Consider the following 17013-nt stretch of genomic DNA (forward strand, 5'->3'; position numbering starts at 1 on the left):
TAAAAGAAAACTTAACGGATACGGCAGATTATGTAGATGTGCAAACTGTTTTGGAAGAGAAAGTTGACCGTATGATGAAAGATATTGTAGGCTAACAATTAGAGTCGTGATGCACACTATTGAGAATGGATTTCTAAGCGTTGGTTTATTCCAGAAAGGAGCAGAATTGCGGTCTGTGGTTGACAAACGTAATAATTATGAATGGATGTGGCAGGCTGATGAACAATTTTGGGCTAAGTCTAGCCCAATTCTTTTTCCTATCGTAGGGGCATTGAAAGAAGGACGGTTTATTCATGCCGGTCAAACCTACCATCTGCCTAGGCATGGCTTCGCTCGGGATATTGACTTTGATATTGTGGAAACTACAGCAACAAGGGTCGTTTTTGCGCTTGAAGCTGATGATAATACACAACACTGCTTTCCCTTTCATTTTTCTTTAATAGTGACCTATGAGTTGCAGGAAAATATGTTGGAAGTCAGCTATTGTGTTTGTAATCTTGGTCAAGAAATCCTCCATTTTTCTTTGGGTGCTCATCCCGCTTTTAATTTCTCTTATAATCAACTTGGTAATAGCACCGCATACCTGGAGTTTCCTTCAGACGATATTTTAGAGCGTTATTATCTGAATAATAATTTACTGTCGACCAGCTATGATCGCATTGAATTGCAAAACCACCGATTATATCCTAATGTGGATACTTTTAAGGAAGATGCATGGATATTTAAGAATCTAAATTCTAATCAGGTTACTTTAGCATGTATTAATAGACAACTGATCTTTGCATATGAAGGCTTATCTTATTTTGGAATATGGTCGGTGCCTGGTGCCTCCTTTATTTGTTTGGAACCTTGGCAGGGGCTACCCGATCATGAGAACCATAATTTGCTGTTTTCAGAAAAAGAGGGGCTAGTCAAATTAAACGGAAATAACGATTGGCACGCAAAGTGGAGTATAACAGTTTAATACGAAATTAGAATTGAAATTAGTTATATGGAAAGTGATAATACAGATGGTCTAAAAGGTTTTCTACGTAAAGATGGGCCCCGCTGGTTTGTGTTTTTAATCGATCTCCTTATTGTATGGTTCAACTTTGTATTGAGCTATATATTGGTAATGAAACATCGTGGTTCAATTTCGTGGTTTGTTTTGTTGTTGGAATCGGTTGTCATATCGTCAATTTATGTGCTTGTCTTTTTGATATTTAAGCCTTATAAAAGTATTGTTAGGCGTACAGGATTGCGAGATTTAAAATTAATAGGGAATTGTATTGCCTTCGCATTTTTTATCGGAATTTTGTTGTCCTATTTATGGGAAGTTTTAGTCTCGGATCCCATGGAAAGCCGTTACTATATTTCACAGACTCAATTACTTTTTCATGCGCTTTTAACGGGTATTTCTATGGCATCTGTACGTCTGCTTTATAAAACAGCATATCATAGCTTTTTTTGGAATAATAGGCAGAATGCGATCCCAGTTATTTTGTTCGGCGCAGGAAATATGGGCCACAATACCTATAACTTATTACAATTAGGTTCCCGAAATAGGTACAAAGTTGTGGCCATAATCGACGATAATCCGAAGAGAATAGGCCGTTATATCCAAGGTATTCGGATTCAGTCGCTTGAAAATCTTAATATGGATTTATTAAAACAAGTGGGTGGGGCGCAGGAACTTGTGATTGCTATCGACAATTCTTCGCCAGAGCGCTTAAAGAGCATCTCTTCTAAGGCAGAGCTTTTACCCATTAAAATTAAGATTATTCCAAACTCTGCAGCATTGTTGGAAGGTAACGTAGCTACCCGGCAAATTCGTACGCTGAAAATAGCTGATTTGCTCGGACGAAAACCAATCGAGCTCGACAATCCAATTATTAAGCAATCTTTAACAGATAGGGTTGTATTGGTTACAGGTGGAGCAGGCTCAATAGGAGCAGAGCTCGTGAGACAGATTGCACATATACCTTGCAAATTGATTGTGCTCGACCAGGCGGAATCCGCATTGTATGATATTCAACAGGAATTGCGTGATAACCCTCGTTATGACACCTTTATTTTTATGGTCGGTGATGTACGTGATAAAACCTTTATGGAAAGTGTTTTTATGACTTATAGGCCGCAGCGTATTTTCCATGCGGCCGCTTACAAGCATGTGCCTTTGATGGAAGCAAATCCCTATGAAGCAATATGGACTAATGTCTTTGGGTCTTATAATCTTGCTTTATTGGCCGATAAATATGAAGTCGAAAAATTTGTTATGGTGTCGACGGATAAGGCGGTCAATCCTACCAACGTAATGGGTGCAACAAAGCGTGTGGCTGAAATAGCTGTTACAGCAGTAAATCAATTTTCCAAAACTAGTTTTATTGTAACTCGTTTTGGAAATGTGCTCGGTTCCAACGGATCTGTTATTCCACTATTTGAGAAGCAGATTGATAAAGGGGGGCCGATCACCATTACCCATCCCGATATCACACGCTATTTTATGACGATTCCCGAAGCATGTCAATTGGTACAAGAGGCCGGTGTGATGGGAAATGGAGGTGAAATATATGTGTTTGATATGGGTGAATCTGTCAAGATAATGGATCTTGCCAAACAGATGATCCGATTGAAAGGACTGTCTTATCCACAAGATATCGATATTAATATTGTTGGATTGCGACCAGGTGAAAAGATTTATGAAGAGCTTTTGGCAAGTGACGAAAATACAGAGAAGACGCATCATGACAAGATTATGATTGCGAAAGTGAATAACGAAGATGTTGGGAAAAAACGCGTATTAATTGAAGAGCTTTGTCAGCTGGTACAAAATGGCCATCCTCATGGGGATAAAATGAAGATGGTAAGTTTGATGAAAGCGATTGTACCGGAGTTTAAATCGCAGAACTCAATCTTTGAAACATTAGATAATTAACCTTAATACTAAATCAAAGAAATATATCACAATGAGCTATATTTTTATATTAATTGCCCTGTTTGCTCTGGAGCTTCTTTATTTTAAAGTTGCTAATCATTTTAATATCATTGACAAACCAAATGAGCGCTCCTCCCATACAGCAATCACACTGCGTGGTGGCGGTGTAATATTTTATTTTGCGGCACTTATTTACTTCTTCTTATCTGATTTTCAATATCCCTATTTTTTTCTGGGTCTTACGCTAATGACCGTAGTCTCTTTTTTGGATGATATTTATACGCTTTCAAACAAGATTCGCTTGTTAATTCATTTCTCTTCGGTGTTATTAATGACATATCAGTTGCAACTGTTCAGTATGCCGTGGTATTATTTACTGATTACATTTGTTGTTGTAGTTGGTGTAATCAATGCATACAATTTTATGGATGGCATTAACGGTATTACTGCATCTTATAGCCTGGCTGTTGGAATCTTATTACTTTTGGTCAATTTTAAATTGAATTTTATAGCGCAAGATTTGTTGATATATATCCTTTTGGGGGTATTGGTATTTGCTTTTTTCAATTTCCGACAAAAGGCAAAATGTTTTGCCGGGGATGTCGGTTCTGTAAGTATTGCATTCATTCTGCTTTTCGCGTTAGGAGCACTTATTATTCATTCCGGTAACCTGATCTATATATTATTTTTGGTCGTATATGGAATAGATGCTGTTTGGACTATAATTCGTCGCGTGTATCTCCGTGAAAATATCTTTGAAGCCCATCGTTCACATTTGTATCAATACCTAGGAAATGAAGCTGGTGTAAATAAACTCTGGATATCTTTTTCGTATGGATTGCTTCAGATTGTTGTTGGCTTGATGGTGATAAGGGTAGCATCGGAGAGTGTCAATAAGCAGATCTTTTTCGCTATTGGGCTGTTGGTTTTTTTGAGTACGTGCTATTTGGGATTAAGGCGTTATATTATCAACAAATTTGTTAAAAGATAGAAAAATGGCTGAAGTGAAAACTATTCAGGGAGGAGTTGCGCAGGACTATAGGGGACAGATTCGCTTTGTTAATGAGTTCGATATGACCCTAGTTAAGCGTTTCTATATTATTAAAAATAATGATATTGAATTAATTCGTGGCTGGCGTGCGCATCGGATTGAACAACGGTGGTTCTATGTACTTTCAGGTACTTTTTCGTTGAGCCTAGTCAAAATAGATACTTGGGAAAATCCAGCGCAAGATTTGCCGATAGAACATCTTATCCTACACGCTTCAGACATGAGAATAACACATGTTCCTGCAGGTTATGGGACGGCTTTTCGTGCATTGGAAGAAGGTAGCGAATTATTGGTATATGCCGATTATCCCCTAGCGCATGCAACAGTTGACGATTATACATGGCCTGCAGACTATTTTATTAATCACGGTCTATCCCGATCACTTTAGAATACAACTGTTCCAATGGATAGAAAAACACTTCCATAGGGGCATATTTAAAATAACGTTTAAAGTTGGTCCATAGCCGATTCGCGCCGTCGGGATGCATGGAAATGGAGGATGTTTTCCCTCCTTCAAACCGTTCATCATGATATCCTAAATTGCCCGCGTACCATATCTCGTTAACGATCCAATCGATTTCTATGTTTTTAGGATAAGGAAACGGTACATCTATTATTGGAAGGCCGATAAGCTCCACCAAAATACGATGCAGGGCGTGTGCCCATTGGAGAATCCCTAGATCCCGATAGATCTTTTTCAGGATATCAGGGTCGATCTGCGAAGAGAGTGTATGGTAGAGACGCGCAGAGTCACAGAACTGACGTAGTCCGATTCCGAGTGAAATAAGATGCTTTAGAATGTGAACATTGACTTGTAGTAACTGTAATTCGGGAGAAAGAAGACGCACCGATTGATTTTCAATTTGTAAATATTGATATTGTTCTGCAAACTTTATTTGTAATTTTTTGAGGTAGCCCGCTTTGAATGGATTGCGGATGTCGAACAGTTTTTTATGATGTTCAACATCAATATTCTGATACTTGGTATCTTCAATGAATATATTCTCATTTTTCAGTAAGTTTCGTGCCTTAGCGTATTCGCCATGAGCAAAGTACCAATCGATGTCGCCAGAAAAGCGATGTAAAGGGCTTCTATAACATTGCGCAACACCTTGGCCTTTCTGAAGTATAGGGCTTAGGCCAATATCTGAAAAGAAAATATATTGTGCCGCGATAACTGTGTTCATTTTCATATTAATTCTTTCGATCTAGTCTATCCGTATAGCCCACTTCATTCGTAGCGGGGGCGGCGGAAGTTGATCTTCTTGTAAGAAATTAAAGCTGTCAAAGATCAGTCCTTCAACAGTACGCTTAACCGCGGCTGTATAGAGCTGCTGCCAGTCTTCTTCGGATAAATGATGATCAATATTTAGACGGCCCTGGCCCCATAAGCCTAGGCGTAGCAATTGGAAAAATATGTTCTGAAGTCGTTTATTCATTAATGGAGTCAAAATTTAACTCAAATATAAAGATTAAAGGTATTAGAGCTGCAGCAGAACAACTATATTTAGATTTAAAATTTTAACTTATTTGCTTGGCTCTTATGATTAGATCAATCGGTAAGATTATGTTTATTTAGAATATTATAGCGAAAATAAGAAATTAGGCACAAATATTGTTCGGCTGAGGATGCTCAAGAATTGACCCTATTAATATGTTATTTTTAAGGGGGTTTTAGAGAAAAAAATATATTTTTGTCATAAATCAATTTATTATCAGACAACGCATGCGATTATTTTCAAAGTTTGGATTACTATTTGGATTATTTGCTATAGTCCTAATGATGTTTAGCTCCTGCGGTTCGCGGAAGAATATGGTATACTTTCAACCTGATTCAGCACATATTAGTGCTATATATGAACAATATGTGCCAAAAATCCAGCCTAACGATATTTTAACAGTAGTTGTATCTGCGGCTGATCCAAGGGTTACTACACCATTTAATCCAATGAGTTCAATGGCTGCAGGAAATGTCACACAAGCTACTGATTTAGCATTGCGTCCTACGTATACTGTAGACGATAATGGTGAAATTGCGCTGCCTATGTTGGGTAGAGTAAAGGTTGCTGGGTTAACCCGTATTGAAGCAATTGAAAAAATTCGGGCCGACTTGAGTCAGTATATTAAGGATCCCGGGGTTAATATTAATTTTAATAATTTTAGGGTTTCCGTATTGGGAGAGGTCGCTCGACCTGGTTCCTTTATTATGCCTACCGAACGTGTTACTGTTTTAGAGGCATTAGGTTTAGCTGGTGATCTCACAATTCGCGGTGTACGCGAAAATGTTATGGTGATTCGAGAAATTAATGGACAGAAGACTGTGCATCGTTTGGATCTCACTCAGCAAAATACTTTAAACTCACCATATTATTATTTAGCTCAAAATGACGTGATCTATGTCGAACCAAATAAATCTCAAATCAACAACTCTAAACTAGGTAGTAATACAAATGTGATTATTTCTATTGCAGGTTTATTAATTACTGTTATTTCTGTATTGACTCGCTAATTTTATCCATGGAACAACAATCAACGAATATTAAACAAGATCAAGAGGAAGTTAATCTAAGGCAGCTCTTTGAGCAATATGCTTATTACTGGAAATGGTTTGCTCTATGCGTCATTATTTCCATAAGTATAGCTTTTATTTATTTGCGTTATGCAGAAAGAACTTATGTTACGAATGCAAAGATCTTGCTTAAAGATGAGCGAAGTGCCGCTGCTGGTGAATTAGCAGGTATCGCAGAATTAAGTAGTAGTATGGGCTTTGGTGGATCAAGATCTGCTTTTGTTACAGACCAAATTGAAGTACTTTATTCCCGAAGGTTAATGCGTAAGGTCGTTGATCGACTGAATCTAAATATAAACTATTCAGCCAAGGGTAAAATTCGAACTGCTGAAATTGCTGTTAATGATGTACCTTTTTCAATAGAGGCTAAAAATAATATAGATACGTCTTGGGTTAATATGCAAGTAAGTATTCTTAGAAATGGTAAACTAGGTATTGAAGATTTGGCTTCAAAAAAGAAATTTGAGACCAATTTTGATAAAGTTTTAAAAATCGGAAAGAGTGAAATAATATTCCGTCACAATAGCACATATAAAGTTAATTCGGAGAGGGAGTTTATAGTTAATATAGTTCCAAAAGATTGGGCAATAATGTCCACTCTTAATTCTATTAGTATAACACCAAATAAGGAATTGCAATCTTATATTGTAAATTTCTCGATGGTTTCTACATTAAGTAGGAAAGCTGAATTAGTATTAAATAGTTTGATTGATGTTTATAATGCTGATCTAACAGAAGATAAGATGCGGACTACCCGTGCGACCTCGGATTTTATTAACAAACGCCTACTATTAATTTCTAAAGATCTTTCAGGTTCAGATAGGGAAGCAGCAGAATTTAAATCCTCCAATTCAATGGTTGATATGACTGCGGAAGCAGGTGTTTTTCTTAATACAGCCTCCGAAAATGATAAAAAGGTATTGGAATATCGCACTCAGCTGCAATTGGTAGACCATATGAATGATTATCTAAAAAATCAACCTAAGGGCAAGCTCATTCCATCAAATATTGGCCTTCAGGATGAATCAATAGCAGCATCTATAGCTGAGTATAATAAAGTGGTATTAGAGCGGGATGATTTATTGAAATCAGCGTCCAACGAAAATCCTACAGTTATAGCTCTAAATGAGAATATTGCGGAAAGTAGTAATAATATTCGACAATCTTTACAAAATTATCAGCGGGTAACCCGATTAGCATTAAATAATATAGAACGAAAATCTAATGAGATAAAGGGGCGTATTAGTTCTATTCCAAATCAAGAACAAGGGTTTCGAAAGATTTCCAGACAGCAACAAATTGTTGAATCTCTATACCTCTTGCTTTTGCAGAAGAGAGAAGAAAGCGAAGTAAAAGCTGCCGCGACACCGGATAATTTAAAAGTAATCGATGTAGCTTATGGAAATAAAATTCCAGTTTCTCCAAAAAAATCGATGGTTTTAATAGCCGCTTTAATTTTAGGGTTTTTAATCCCTCTAGTAATCATTTATTTAAAGTTTCTATTGGATAATAAAATTCATTCACGTAAGGATGTCGAAAACATTGTTAAAATCCCAGTTTTAGGGGAGATCCCTTCTGCAGAAGATACGATTGTACATTTAAATGATCGTTCCTCGTTGGCAGAAGCTTTTCGTATTCTTCGTACCAATATGAGTTTTATGTTTGGTGCAGAAAATAAAGATGCTTCTAAGGTGGTATTTGTGACGTCGACAATCTCTGGGGAAGGTAAATCCTTCGTGACGACCAATCTGGCACAGATTTTATCCATGTCTGGAAAAAAAGTATTGCTAATTGGTGCTGATATTCGTAGCCCAAAAGTCTTGGATTATTTAGGACTATCACATCTTCAACATACAAATGTAGGTATTACTCAGTTTTTGATCAATCCGGATATGGATGTTGATAATATCATTATTAAAAAACCGGGTAATTATGATTTCGATGTGGTATATTCTGGTTATATCGCTCCAAACCCCGCCGAACTATTAATGAACGGTCATTTTGACGATGTAATTAAATATGCTCGTGCACATTACGATTACGTCTTGGTCGATACAGCGCCAGTTAGTTTGGTGACCGATACATTATTAATAGCACATAATGCCGACTTAACACTCTATGTGTCACGCGTAAATTATTTAGACAAACGTTTATTGCAGGTGCCACGAGAATTGTATGTAGAAGGTAAATTGAAAAATCTTGCGGCAGTAATCAATGATGTGGATTTTGCGCGAGGTTATGGTTACGGTTATGGCTATGGTTATGGCTACGGTGATAAAGGAAATAAGAAAACAGGTTTGTCAAAAATTTGGCAAAATTTAAAAGATCGTTTAAATATTAAATAAGCGAGGTTTTTAACATATTTTGGCCTTATTGTTGTTGAACCCCAAGTCGAAGGATCGGCTTGGGGTTTATTTTATACTTTTACTTGTTATCTGCCGTTCTAATATTAATTTAATACACTCAACCAAATGAAAAAACTTCTATTTTTTGGTGTTATTGGACTTTTATGTTTGATAGCAACTTCTGTATCAGCCCAATTTTCTAGACCTATAAGTGTAGGAGCTGGTGCGGGGGGAACTATTAATTTCACTGATTTGGGCAACGTCGAATCGAAGTTTGCCTTTTACGGTGAATTGGATTATCTAATCACCCCCTTCGTTTCTGTTGGATTACATGGTGAAAAAGGTACTTTGGCTGGAAATGGATATGAAAGCGATTTTAAAAATCGATATTTTGCCGCAAATATCAATGGTAAACTTCGTTTGGGACAATTTATGGGACATGTAGATAATTATAGTTATTACACCCTAGAAGCAAATGCCCTCTCGCGTATCCTTTCTAATATTTATGTTGGAGCTGGGGCCGGATTAATGAAAAATCGTATTGTTAATCAGTTATCTCCCGATTACGTTAAATATATAGAAAAAAATAATGGCGGGCTGGCTGAAGACCGATTTGGAATACATTTTGTGTTGCCGGTTAACGTCGGTGTGGATATCCCGTTCGGACGGACTTTGTATGGGCCACAATTGGCCATTAATGTCAACTATCAACATACATTAACTTTTGACGACAATCTTGATGGAATCATTAATAAAAATAATGACCAGTACGGTCTTATTTCTGTTGGAGTGAAATATGCATTATTCAATCGTAAATAGGCCAGTTTAATATCTAAATAAGGAAAATGATGAATATATTTAAAATATACAATAGAAGTCGCCTTATGGGGCTTTTTTCTTTAGCTATCCTGATCGGATTTACGGCGTGTAAATCTAATACCGCTATGTATAAAGCACCAAATGTAAATGCGTTTAGAGGGGGGAAGCTACCGGCTCCTCCAGGAATGGTTTATATTCCTTCGGGTACCATTTTGTTCAAAGGATCATTAGATAGTGGAAATGTTGGTAAAAATGTAAGCGTCAGCGCATTTTTTATTGATGAGGCTGAAGTAACAAATAAGCAGTATCGCGAATTTGTCAATTGGGTTGCAGATTCCGTAGCCGTAACGGATTATTTAAATGATGGACAATACTTCTTGGAGATTGCTGGTGAACAGGTTGGGCAAAAGCGAATTAATTGGGCAAAAGTCAAAAAGATATCACCCATATGGAAAAGTAACGATCCAGCTATTCAAGAACGTATAGCACCTATGCTCGAAATGCACGGGAACAGACGTTCTCTCAATCCAGAAATGATCAAATATCGTTTCTCCTATCTTCAGTCTAAAGGCAATGTTAAAAAGAAATATGTAACCGACACAGTCTCTGTAATGCCTGTCGAAGATATTTGGACTAAAGACTTCCCCAATGCTCAATTGGCTTCTTTAGATGCAAATTATTTCACCCATCCCTCATTTGATTATTATCCAGTGGTGGGGGTAACTTGGAGGCAAGCTCGGGCATTTACAGATTGGAGAGCTAACGAAATGGCTGCTACAGTATTGAAAAACTCTTATTTAAACGGATATCAATTGAGCTTAAGCCTTCCAACAGAGGCACAGTGGCAATATGCTGCATCAGGAAAAGTAGATCCCCAGGATACGATTGCTGGAATGAGAATGACTATTGATGGTACAGAAGGTAAAAAGAAATTGGCGGTTAACTTTAAACAAGGAGAAGGAACCTATTCCCGCGATGGAGCTACTTTTACCCTACCCGTAAAATCGTATATGCCAAATGCTTTTGGGGTTTATAATATGGCGGGGAATGTGTCTGAGTGGACACTAGATGCCTATAGTCCCTCAGCAGTCGTTTTTGTCAATGACTTAAATCCGGCTTTGCTTTATGATGCAGACGCGAGGGATGGTGATGCCTTGAAGCGTAAGGTTGTGCGCGGAGGTTCATGGAAGGATAATGGTGAACAGCTGAATAGTGAAACAAGAAATTATTCGGTTGACTACGAACCACATTCCTATATTGGCTTCCGCTGCGTCATGTCGGCATTTGAGATGCCGACGGTACAAAGTAAAACACGTAAATATTAATTCGCTGTTGTATAACCCAAAAATCGATAACGATGAAAATAAAAATAGTATTGATAGTGGCAATGACTTTTGGAGTTGGGTCATTGTTTGCGCAGAAAGAGACAAGAATAGATACAGTACCTAAGAATCAGCATATTCTAAATAATACCAATTCGGCTTCTTCTATTACATCAGGAGAAGTGATTCAGGATACAATTCCGCTAACTGACGGATTCTATCAGGCAAACAATATGGAGGATGCAGTTCCCTTTGCCTACCCTGAGGTAAATAAAAAGAATATTCGGTTTTATAAAAGAGTATGGAGGGATATTGATTTAAAAGATGAGAAGAATAACATTCTTGCTATCCCGGGTAATTCGCTGATTGAGGTGGTGATGAAGGCAATCGAAAAAGGAAAATTGTCATTGTATAGTCCTGATGATGATTCATTCAAGGGAAGGCTGAGTGCTCAGGAGGGTATGGCTCGATTTGCCGATAGCGTATTAGTGCCAATTTTTGATGGCGAAGGAAATCAGATTGACTCGAAAATGGCACTTAATGAATTTGATCCTGCGCGTGTGACTAAGTTTAGAATTAAAGAGGATATCTTTTTTGATAAACAACGAAGCCGACTGGAAACACGCATAATTGGAGTAGCGCCCTTAATGAACATTACTACATCTGCTGAATTGGCAGAATCTGTTGGCGCTACGCCGGCATTTTGGCTATATTTCCCTCAATTGCGTTATAGCTTAATTCAGGTTGATATTTCTGACCCGGATAAGGGGCTTTATGATATGACAATGGATGATTTCTTTGTACAGAATAAATTTGCAAGTACCATCGTGCGAGAATCTTCTCCAGGTATGTTGCAGAATCTCAAAGAAACTGAGAACGGAGGGCAACAGTTAGACGGAAATAAAGTGGAAGAGAAATTGGATGCATATAAGAAGAAACTTTGGAGTAATCCAAAAGGGGTAAAGGCTGAAGAACTAGACGGTAATATATCGAATCTTAAATGATGCCCTGCTTGTTTGGACATGTATTTCTTTTACTCGAAGCTGTTTATTGATTAAAGTAGGTGGCAATTTCGAGGATTTCGAGGATTTCGTAATTTAGCTGATACTCATTAAATTTTTTTAATATAATGTTTACTAAATATTATCAATTTTTGTATTGAAAATGAATCTAATTTCAAAAATTCTTTCAGTTTTAATGCTTGGTATTACAAGTAAACAATCTATTTTTTTTTTACGGAACGATACTTTTCATTCCTCTTATAAATTGAAAAATAGTGTAACTTCTAATCCAGAGGAGAACTTTTCTTTTTTATCTAGTTGGAATTATCTGAAGACAGAAGAGTCTAACCATTTTTCGAGTTATGTGACATCAGATAGACTCGTTCTTGACGAGTCCCAAGTCATGGGTTCTTATCTGGAAGTAAGGACAGTTAAGGAATTACGAAATATGAGCCCTAAGAATCAGTCGCTTATTCGGGAAGGTATATTTAAAGGTATACGACTTTTAGGATATTATATTCAGGGAGATACACCAAAGCCAATAGAGTATCATTTGTCAAGCACTACCAATCTTGACGATGGCGGTAGTATTTTTAGCGTAGGACAGATTAAATTGGAACATAATTTTATAAATGAGGTTGATCTCTCTTACTTTGGCGAAAGAAAAGGAGATAATATAGAAATTTTCAGAAAAGCTATTAAATATGCTTCAGAACATAAAATTTTTGTTAACATTAGTAAAGATTGCTTTTTAGATGTTAACAAAAAGGATGGAAGCGGGATGATTTTTATTGATAGCAATACATTTCTTAAAAGTGAAAATGGGAGTTGCATCATATTAAATCATACCATATCACCGGCCTTTGTAATTGCTCTTTCAAAGAATATTGTTTTCAAAAATATTGATTTTAGATATGACGGGAAATATGATGCTGCAGAAAGTGGCACTTTGTTTAATGGTATAAATCAACGACAAGTAAAAACATGGCTTAAAAAGAACCGTAATCAATGGGCTAAGATTAATATAGATCCTTATTGGCAAGGACCAGTAGCGTATATGGCGATGTTTAATATAAGGGGAAGTAAGAATATAAAATTTGAAAATGTTAATATATATTCCTCTGGTGTATCGGCAGATCGTTTTATTGTATGGGTAATGAAGCTTCAACCGGAATTTACTAAGGATGGCTTTGAAGACGTGAATAATAAAATGATAAAGAACTATCTTCAAGAATCCTCTAATGTAACTTTGGAGAATGTGAAATTGGATGGTACGATAATGGGGGTTCAAGGCCAATGTGCTAATTTTCGAGCTAACAATGTCAAATCTGTTAGATATTCTAATGTTCAAGGGGCTAATGGCGATAATTATGGTGGTTCTATTGTGAACGGTAAAGGTGATAGGTGGATGCCGCCACCGCATTTATTTTATTTGAACGAAATTGGTGTTTTTTCGCAAGATAGCTTAAAAATAACAAATGTTCATGATGCAGGTGTGTATGTTGGTAATAAAGATGTAAAAGCTTATGCGGGGGGGCATTGTAATTCTCTGAAGTTGGCTGGAGTTAACAATGGATTAATTGATAACTACAAATCATTTCGTAGAGATGGGGTTTTTGATGTTGGTAATAGTACAAACAGTATTTATAGGAATATATATGCGGAATATAATTCAAGTATTTTCGATCCATCTTTTGGTTTTGTTGCAATAAGGGATATTGTCACCTCCTCTTTTAAAAATAATTTAATAGAAAATGTCACTGTAAAAGATGTCTCACCCATTTCATATGTATGGCCAATTTCAATCATAGGAAAAGCAGACAAAAATGTTTTAAAGAATATAAACGTTTATGTAAATGACTACTCGGGCGACCAACAGGGATTTATAGGTCTTAGAGGCAGTAATAACTATTATCAAGCCAACGTAAATATAGCTGCTTTTTCATCTAAGAAAAAATATATAGGCATAGTGGCCACTGATAACAATACTAGAGAAACATCGTTTAATAACAGATATGATGTGAGTGTTAAGGGATGGAGGAAGTTGTCTGATGATTTTATAGGTAATCAAATGCGAATTTTAGTTAATTCAAATAAGAACATTAACAATACAAACGAGGTTGACTTAATTGATGTAAGTAATAACATTACTTACAAGCAACGAGGAAGTAATATTAATTCAACTTTTACTATTACTAATATTATAAATTCTACAGATGGTTCATTGTCATTACCAATTCCACTTTCTTTGCCCACAGGTTCTTCGATTAGGAAAATTTCCGTTATTAATGTAGCGCCGTATGGAAGAAGTAGAGGACTTTCAAATATGAAGATTTGTACTGATATTTCTGGAGTAAATGTTCTCTTGGATAATATTGATATATCTCAAAACTCTACACGTGTTTTGAATAATATTAAAGTATCTAAAATTACAAAACTCTATCTTTTACCACAGCAGGGAAAGTTCGATTTCAAAGGACGCAGTAAAATAGTAATGGAAATTGAAAACACTAGAATAGGAGAATAGCCATAAAAAGGCTTTTCATAGCTAATGATTTTAGATATGCATGAAGTGCTAACAAGATATAGTTATTCTTTGAAAAATTGCGTGCTTTTTTACAACCATCGCCTTCGAAGCACCAATCTATATCACCGCTTATACGATGATTTGGAATCCTATAATAAGAAGCTACTCCTTGTCCCTTTTGTAATATAGGTTGAATGCCGTTATCGCTGAAAAGAACAAATTGTTCTGCAATCACCTGATTCATCTTTTCGTTATGTCGCTCGATTTGATCCATCCGTACAGCCCACTTCAATCGCACTGCTTGCGGTGGTAGTTGGTCCTCTTCCAAAAAAGGAAAACTATCATAAATAATTCCTTCAACAGTATTGTTAATCGCATACTTTCGGATTATATTCCAATCTTCTGCTGTTATAGGCTCTTCCGAAAGCTGACCTCTTCCCCAAAGACCTATACGTAACAATTGAAAAAAAATATTTCGAAGTTGATGGTTCATTTGTATATGTTTTAATATAGTCTTTAAATATACTAATTAATGATTTTAGCCCCGATCTATTTTCACAAGTTTGAGAATAAAAAAAGGTCAGAAAACGAATCTCCCAACCTTCTGCATGTTCAAAATATACTTAAATTGAACTCAAATATAAGTATATAATTTTATAGTTTGAGCTTGAAAAAGCAGTGAAAAATTTACTATTTGGTCAGCACGACGGAGTTAAGCTGCCTGGATTTACCGTGTTAGAATTTAATATTTCTATTTGTTACTGTTGTCACGGGTTAATAAGTAGAGATTTTCCAAATTTCCTTAATCGAATGGTGAAATGTTTTAGCCGTCTCTATTATTCTTTTCTAAGAATATTATTACATTTGCCATGAATTAACTATTTTATGAAACAACGAGTTTATACGTTAGACTATCTGAGAGGGGGAGCAGCAATGCTTATTCTAATTTATCACTATCTTATTTTTGAAGGTCTCGAATTCGATGGTGAATCGTTTATTAGAAGAATGGGCTATTACGGGGTGACAATCTTTATATATTAAGTGGATTAACGTTATTTTATGTATATAAGGAAACATTGACACTCGAAAAAAATGGGCTTAAAGCATTCTTTATTAAGCGCGCTGCTCGAATATTACCTTTACTCTGGTTGGTTTCTTTGAAATCAATCATATTCAGCAGTAATACGCCAAATTATTTTGATATCTTTTTGAATTTGTCAGGCTTGTTTGGTTTTTTTAAATGGGATACCTATTTTGCTACTGGTGCATGGTCAATCGGCAACGAGTTGGTTTTTTACGCTTTTTTTCCTTTTCTGTTAATTGCGGCTAGGAAGAAAAATATGTTATTCTGGTATATCGGCGCCGTTATTTTATTCATAAGCCTATACTTTTCTTTTTATGTTTTGCCAGATTCGATGAAGCAAGACACCATATTTTGGCGCAATTATGTTAATCCACTGAATCAATTAATCTACTTTTATTCTGGTATCGCAATAGGTAGGTTGTTTTCAATGAATAAAAGTATTTCTAAAGCCAGTTTATGGACGGTGTTAATCGTTTCAATGCTTGTTTTCATCTGTTATCCTACAGGGGCAAATGATGCTCTTCTCGTAATAAAAGGAAATAGATATGTGTTTTTTATAGCGTGTTGGCTTATTGTCGCAAGTATATATCTGATAAAAGCGAATACAAATCTATTTTTCCATAGGCCACTCCTTTTTTTAGGAGAGATAAGCTATGGAATATACTTATTTCATCCTATAATATACTCGCTTTTCAAAAAATCATTAGATATCTTTCATATCTCATTGCCTCTGTATTCCTTTATATCACTTTCGGCAATATTATCCATTGTGATTAGCTATTTGAGTTATCGGTTTTTTGAAACAAAATGTGTTAAAATAGCAAATAGATATTTAATAAGTTGTTCAAATAAAATTTAACTGTTTTTTACGAGTTAGAGAACTGTTCTGATCAGTCTTACCCCTATGGCTGACACTTTCTATATTTGACCTGATGATTTGTGATATGAAAATAGGAAACTTGTCTTTAGATCTTATCGCATTTTTAATATTGGCAGTAGTTCTATTTTTGTATTCACGTAAGAAAATAAAACTTTGTCCGATGAGATTGATCCGAGACTTTTTATAATGATCTTGTTCTGAAATTCACGAACACTAGTACAGCTACTGGACATTTGCGACTAGTACATATGGAAAATCAACTGATATCATTATGCACGAGCCTTATGCCTAAAAAATTGTTCTTGTTTTACAGTTCTATCTATTTATATTAGATGGACCTGAACTAAAAAAACAGTCGTATCGTGTGATTTTCATGGAGCTGGACCAAGAACGCATGTTGAAGAATAGCTTCGGAGGGCAGTTTCATTTGCTAAGATATACTAATATAAAAACAGGTAAAGATCGCAAATAAAAGCCAGCCTGTTACTAAAACAGGTTGGC

15 protein-coding genes are annotated in these 17013 nt (G+C 36.1%); 12 read left to right on the top strand and 3 right to left on the bottom strand.

Annotated elements, in window-relative coordinates; translation table 11 throughout:
• The first annotated feature begins 109 nt into the window (after nucleotides 1-109).
• From B4Z47_RS15110 to B4Z47_RS15125, 4 genes are read left to right on the top strand one after another with little or no spacing between them, the layout of a single operon-like run.
• Nucleotides 110-964, top strand: a complete 855-nt coding sequence (locus B4Z47_RS15110; protein ID WP_286727512.1) for an aldose 1-epimerase family protein — start codon at nucleotides 110-112, stop codon at nucleotides 962-964.
• Between the two features lie 27 nt (nucleotides 965-991).
• Entirely contained in the window at nucleotides 992-2914 is a 1923-nt protein-coding gene (locus B4Z47_RS15115) for a polysaccharide biosynthesis protein (RefSeq protein ID WP_286727473.1), read from the top strand.
• 31 nt (nucleotides 2915-2945) lie between these two features.
• Nucleotides 2946-3905 (top strand): MraY family glycosyltransferase, encoded by a 960-nt coding sequence (locus tag B4Z47_RS15120; protein ID WP_286727474.1) that lies wholly within the window; start codon nucleotides 2946-2948, stop codon nucleotides 3903-3905.
• Nucleotides 3906-3909: 4 nt separating this feature from the next.
• A complete protein-coding gene (locus B4Z47_RS15125) occupies nucleotides 3910-4353 on the top strand; it encodes a hypothetical protein (protein ID WP_286727476.1) in 444 nt (147 codons plus the stop codon).
• On the opposite strand, the gene B4Z47_RS15130 is transcribed toward B4Z47_RS15125, so the two are convergent.
• Nucleotides 4325-5152 (bottom strand): nucleotidyltransferase family protein, encoded by an 828-nt coding sequence (locus B4Z47_RS15130; protein WP_286727478.1) that lies wholly within the window; start codon nucleotides 5150-5152, stop codon nucleotides 4325-4327. The genes B4Z47_RS15125 and B4Z47_RS15130 overlap by 29 nt on opposite strands.
• A gap of 21 nt (nucleotides 5153-5173) precedes the next feature.
• A complete protein-coding gene (locus tag B4Z47_RS15135; protein ID WP_286727480.1) occupies nucleotides 5174-5404 on the bottom strand; it encodes a hypothetical protein in 231 nt (76 codons plus the stop codon).
• Between the two features lie 374 nt (nucleotides 5405-5778).
• Here B4Z47_RS15135 and B4Z47_RS15140 point away from each other — a divergent pair, with 374 nt between their 5' ends.
• From B4Z47_RS15140 to B4Z47_RS15165, 6 genes are all read left to right on the top strand, one after another.
• Nucleotides 5779-6474: a polysaccharide biosynthesis/export family protein gene (locus B4Z47_RS15140; RefSeq protein WP_286727482.1), complete on the top strand. Its 696-nt coding sequence runs from the start codon at nucleotides 5779-5781 to the stop codon at nucleotides 6472-6474.
• A gap of 8 nt (nucleotides 6475-6482) precedes the next feature.
• Complete coding sequence (locus B4Z47_RS15145; RefSeq protein ID WP_286727483.1) at nucleotides 6483-8879, top strand: GumC family protein; 2397 nt, start codon at nucleotides 6483-6485, stop codon at nucleotides 8877-8879.
• 126 nt (nucleotides 8880-9005) lie between these two features.
• Nucleotides 9006-9698: an outer membrane beta-barrel protein gene (locus tag B4Z47_RS15150; protein WP_286727485.1), complete on the top strand. Its 693-nt coding sequence runs from the start codon at nucleotides 9006-9008 to the stop codon at nucleotides 9696-9698.
• A 26-nt stretch (nucleotides 9699-9724) separates the two neighbouring features.
• Complete coding sequence (locus B4Z47_RS15155) at nucleotides 9725-11023, top strand: SUMF1/EgtB/PvdO family nonheme iron enzyme (protein WP_286727487.1); 1299 nt, start codon at nucleotides 9725-9727, stop codon at nucleotides 11021-11023.
• A gap of 32 nt (nucleotides 11024-11055) precedes the next feature.
• Nucleotides 11056-12024, top strand: coding sequence for a gliding motility protein GldN (gene gldN, locus B4Z47_RS15160; protein WP_286727488.1), 969 nt, complete (start codon nucleotides 11056-11058; stop codon nucleotides 12022-12024).
• A 160-nt stretch (nucleotides 12025-12184) separates the two neighbouring features.
• On the top strand, nucleotides 12185-14548 hold the full coding sequence (locus tag B4Z47_RS15165; RefSeq protein ID WP_286727489.1) for a hypothetical protein: 2364 nt from the start codon (nucleotides 12185-12187) through the stop codon (nucleotides 14546-14548).
• Here B4Z47_RS15165 and B4Z47_RS15170 read toward each other — a convergent pair.
• The gene (locus tag B4Z47_RS15170; RefSeq protein WP_286727490.1) at nucleotides 14532-15041 is read right to left on the bottom strand and encodes a nucleotidyltransferase family protein; all 510 of its coding nucleotides are present in this window, start codon (nucleotides 15039-15041) and stop codon (nucleotides 14532-14534) included. The two genes, B4Z47_RS15165 and B4Z47_RS15170, sit on opposite strands and share 17 nt — an antisense overlap.
• A gap of 392 nt (nucleotides 15042-15433) precedes the next feature.
• Between B4Z47_RS15170 and B4Z47_RS15175 the strand changes: the two genes are divergently transcribed.
• Together B4Z47_RS15175 and B4Z47_RS24740 are read left to right on the top strand one after the other, a co-directional pair.
• The gene (locus B4Z47_RS15175; RefSeq protein ID WP_286727491.1) at nucleotides 15434-15589 is read left to right on the top strand and encodes a hypothetical protein; all 156 of its coding nucleotides are present in this window, start codon (nucleotides 15434-15436) and stop codon (nucleotides 15587-15589) included.
• A 35-nt stretch (nucleotides 15590-15624) separates the two neighbouring features.
• Nucleotides 15625-16491: an acyltransferase family protein gene (locus B4Z47_RS24740; protein WP_376782401.1), complete on the top strand. Its 867-nt coding sequence runs from the start codon at nucleotides 15625-15627 to the stop codon at nucleotides 16489-16491.
• The last annotated feature ends 522 nt before the right edge of the window (nucleotides 16492-17013 follow it).

Source organism: Sphingobacterium sp. UBA2610 (assembly GCF_002339225.1).
Lineage (GTDB): Bacteria > Bacteroidota > Bacteroidia > Sphingobacteriales > Sphingobacteriaceae > Sphingobacterium > Sphingobacterium multivorum.

Bases quoted from the DNA above. Each gene is read 5' to 3' on its own strand.
- B4Z47_RS15165 (WP_286727489.1), top strand. From the start codon at position 12,185: ATGAATCTAATTTCAAAAATTCTTTCAGTTTTAATGCTTGGTATTACA.
- B4Z47_RS15110 (WP_286727512.1), top strand. From the start codon at position 110: ATGCACACTATTGAGAATGGATTTCTAAGCGTTGGTTTATTCCAGAAA.
- B4Z47_RS15130 (WP_286727478.1), bottom strand. From the start codon at position 5,152: ATGAACACAGTTATCGCGGCACAATATATTTTCTTTTCAGATATTGGC.
- gldN (WP_286727488.1), top strand. From the start codon at position 11,056: ATGAAAATAAAAATAGTATTGATAGTGGCAATGACTTTTGGAGTTGGG.
- B4Z47_RS15145 (WP_286727483.1), top strand. From the start codon at position 6,483: ATGGAACAACAATCAACGAATATTAAACAAGATCAAGAGGAAGTTAAT.
- B4Z47_RS15155 (WP_286727487.1), top strand. From the start codon at position 9,725: ATGATGAATATATTTAAAATATACAATAGAAGTCGCCTTATGGGGCTT.
- B4Z47_RS15125 (WP_286727476.1), top strand. From the start codon at position 3,910: ATGGCTGAAGTGAAAACTATTCAGGGAGGAGTTGCGCAGGACTATAGG.
- B4Z47_RS15175 (WP_286727491.1), top strand. From the start codon at position 15,434: ATGAAACAACGAGTTTATACGTTAGACTATCTGAGAGGGGGAGCAGCA.
- B4Z47_RS15115 (WP_286727473.1), top strand. From the start codon at position 992: ATGGAAAGTGATAATACAGATGGTCTAAAAGGTTTTCTACGTAAAGAT.
- B4Z47_RS15140 (WP_286727482.1), top strand. From the start codon at position 5,779: ATGGTATACTTTCAACCTGATTCAGCACATATTAGTGCTATATATGAA.
- B4Z47_RS15135 (WP_286727480.1), bottom strand. From the start codon at position 5,404: ATGAATAAACGACTTCAGAACATATTTTTCCAATTGCTACGCCTAGGC.
- B4Z47_RS15170 (WP_286727490.1), bottom strand. From the start codon at position 15,041: ATGAACCATCAACTTCGAAATATTTTTTTTCAATTGTTACGTATAGGT.
- B4Z47_RS15150 (WP_286727485.1), top strand. From the start codon at position 9,006: ATGAAAAAACTTCTATTTTTTGGTGTTATTGGACTTTTATGTTTGATA.
- B4Z47_RS15120 (WP_286727474.1), top strand. From the start codon at position 2,946: ATGAGCTATATTTTTATATTAATTGCCCTGTTTGCTCTGGAGCTTCTT.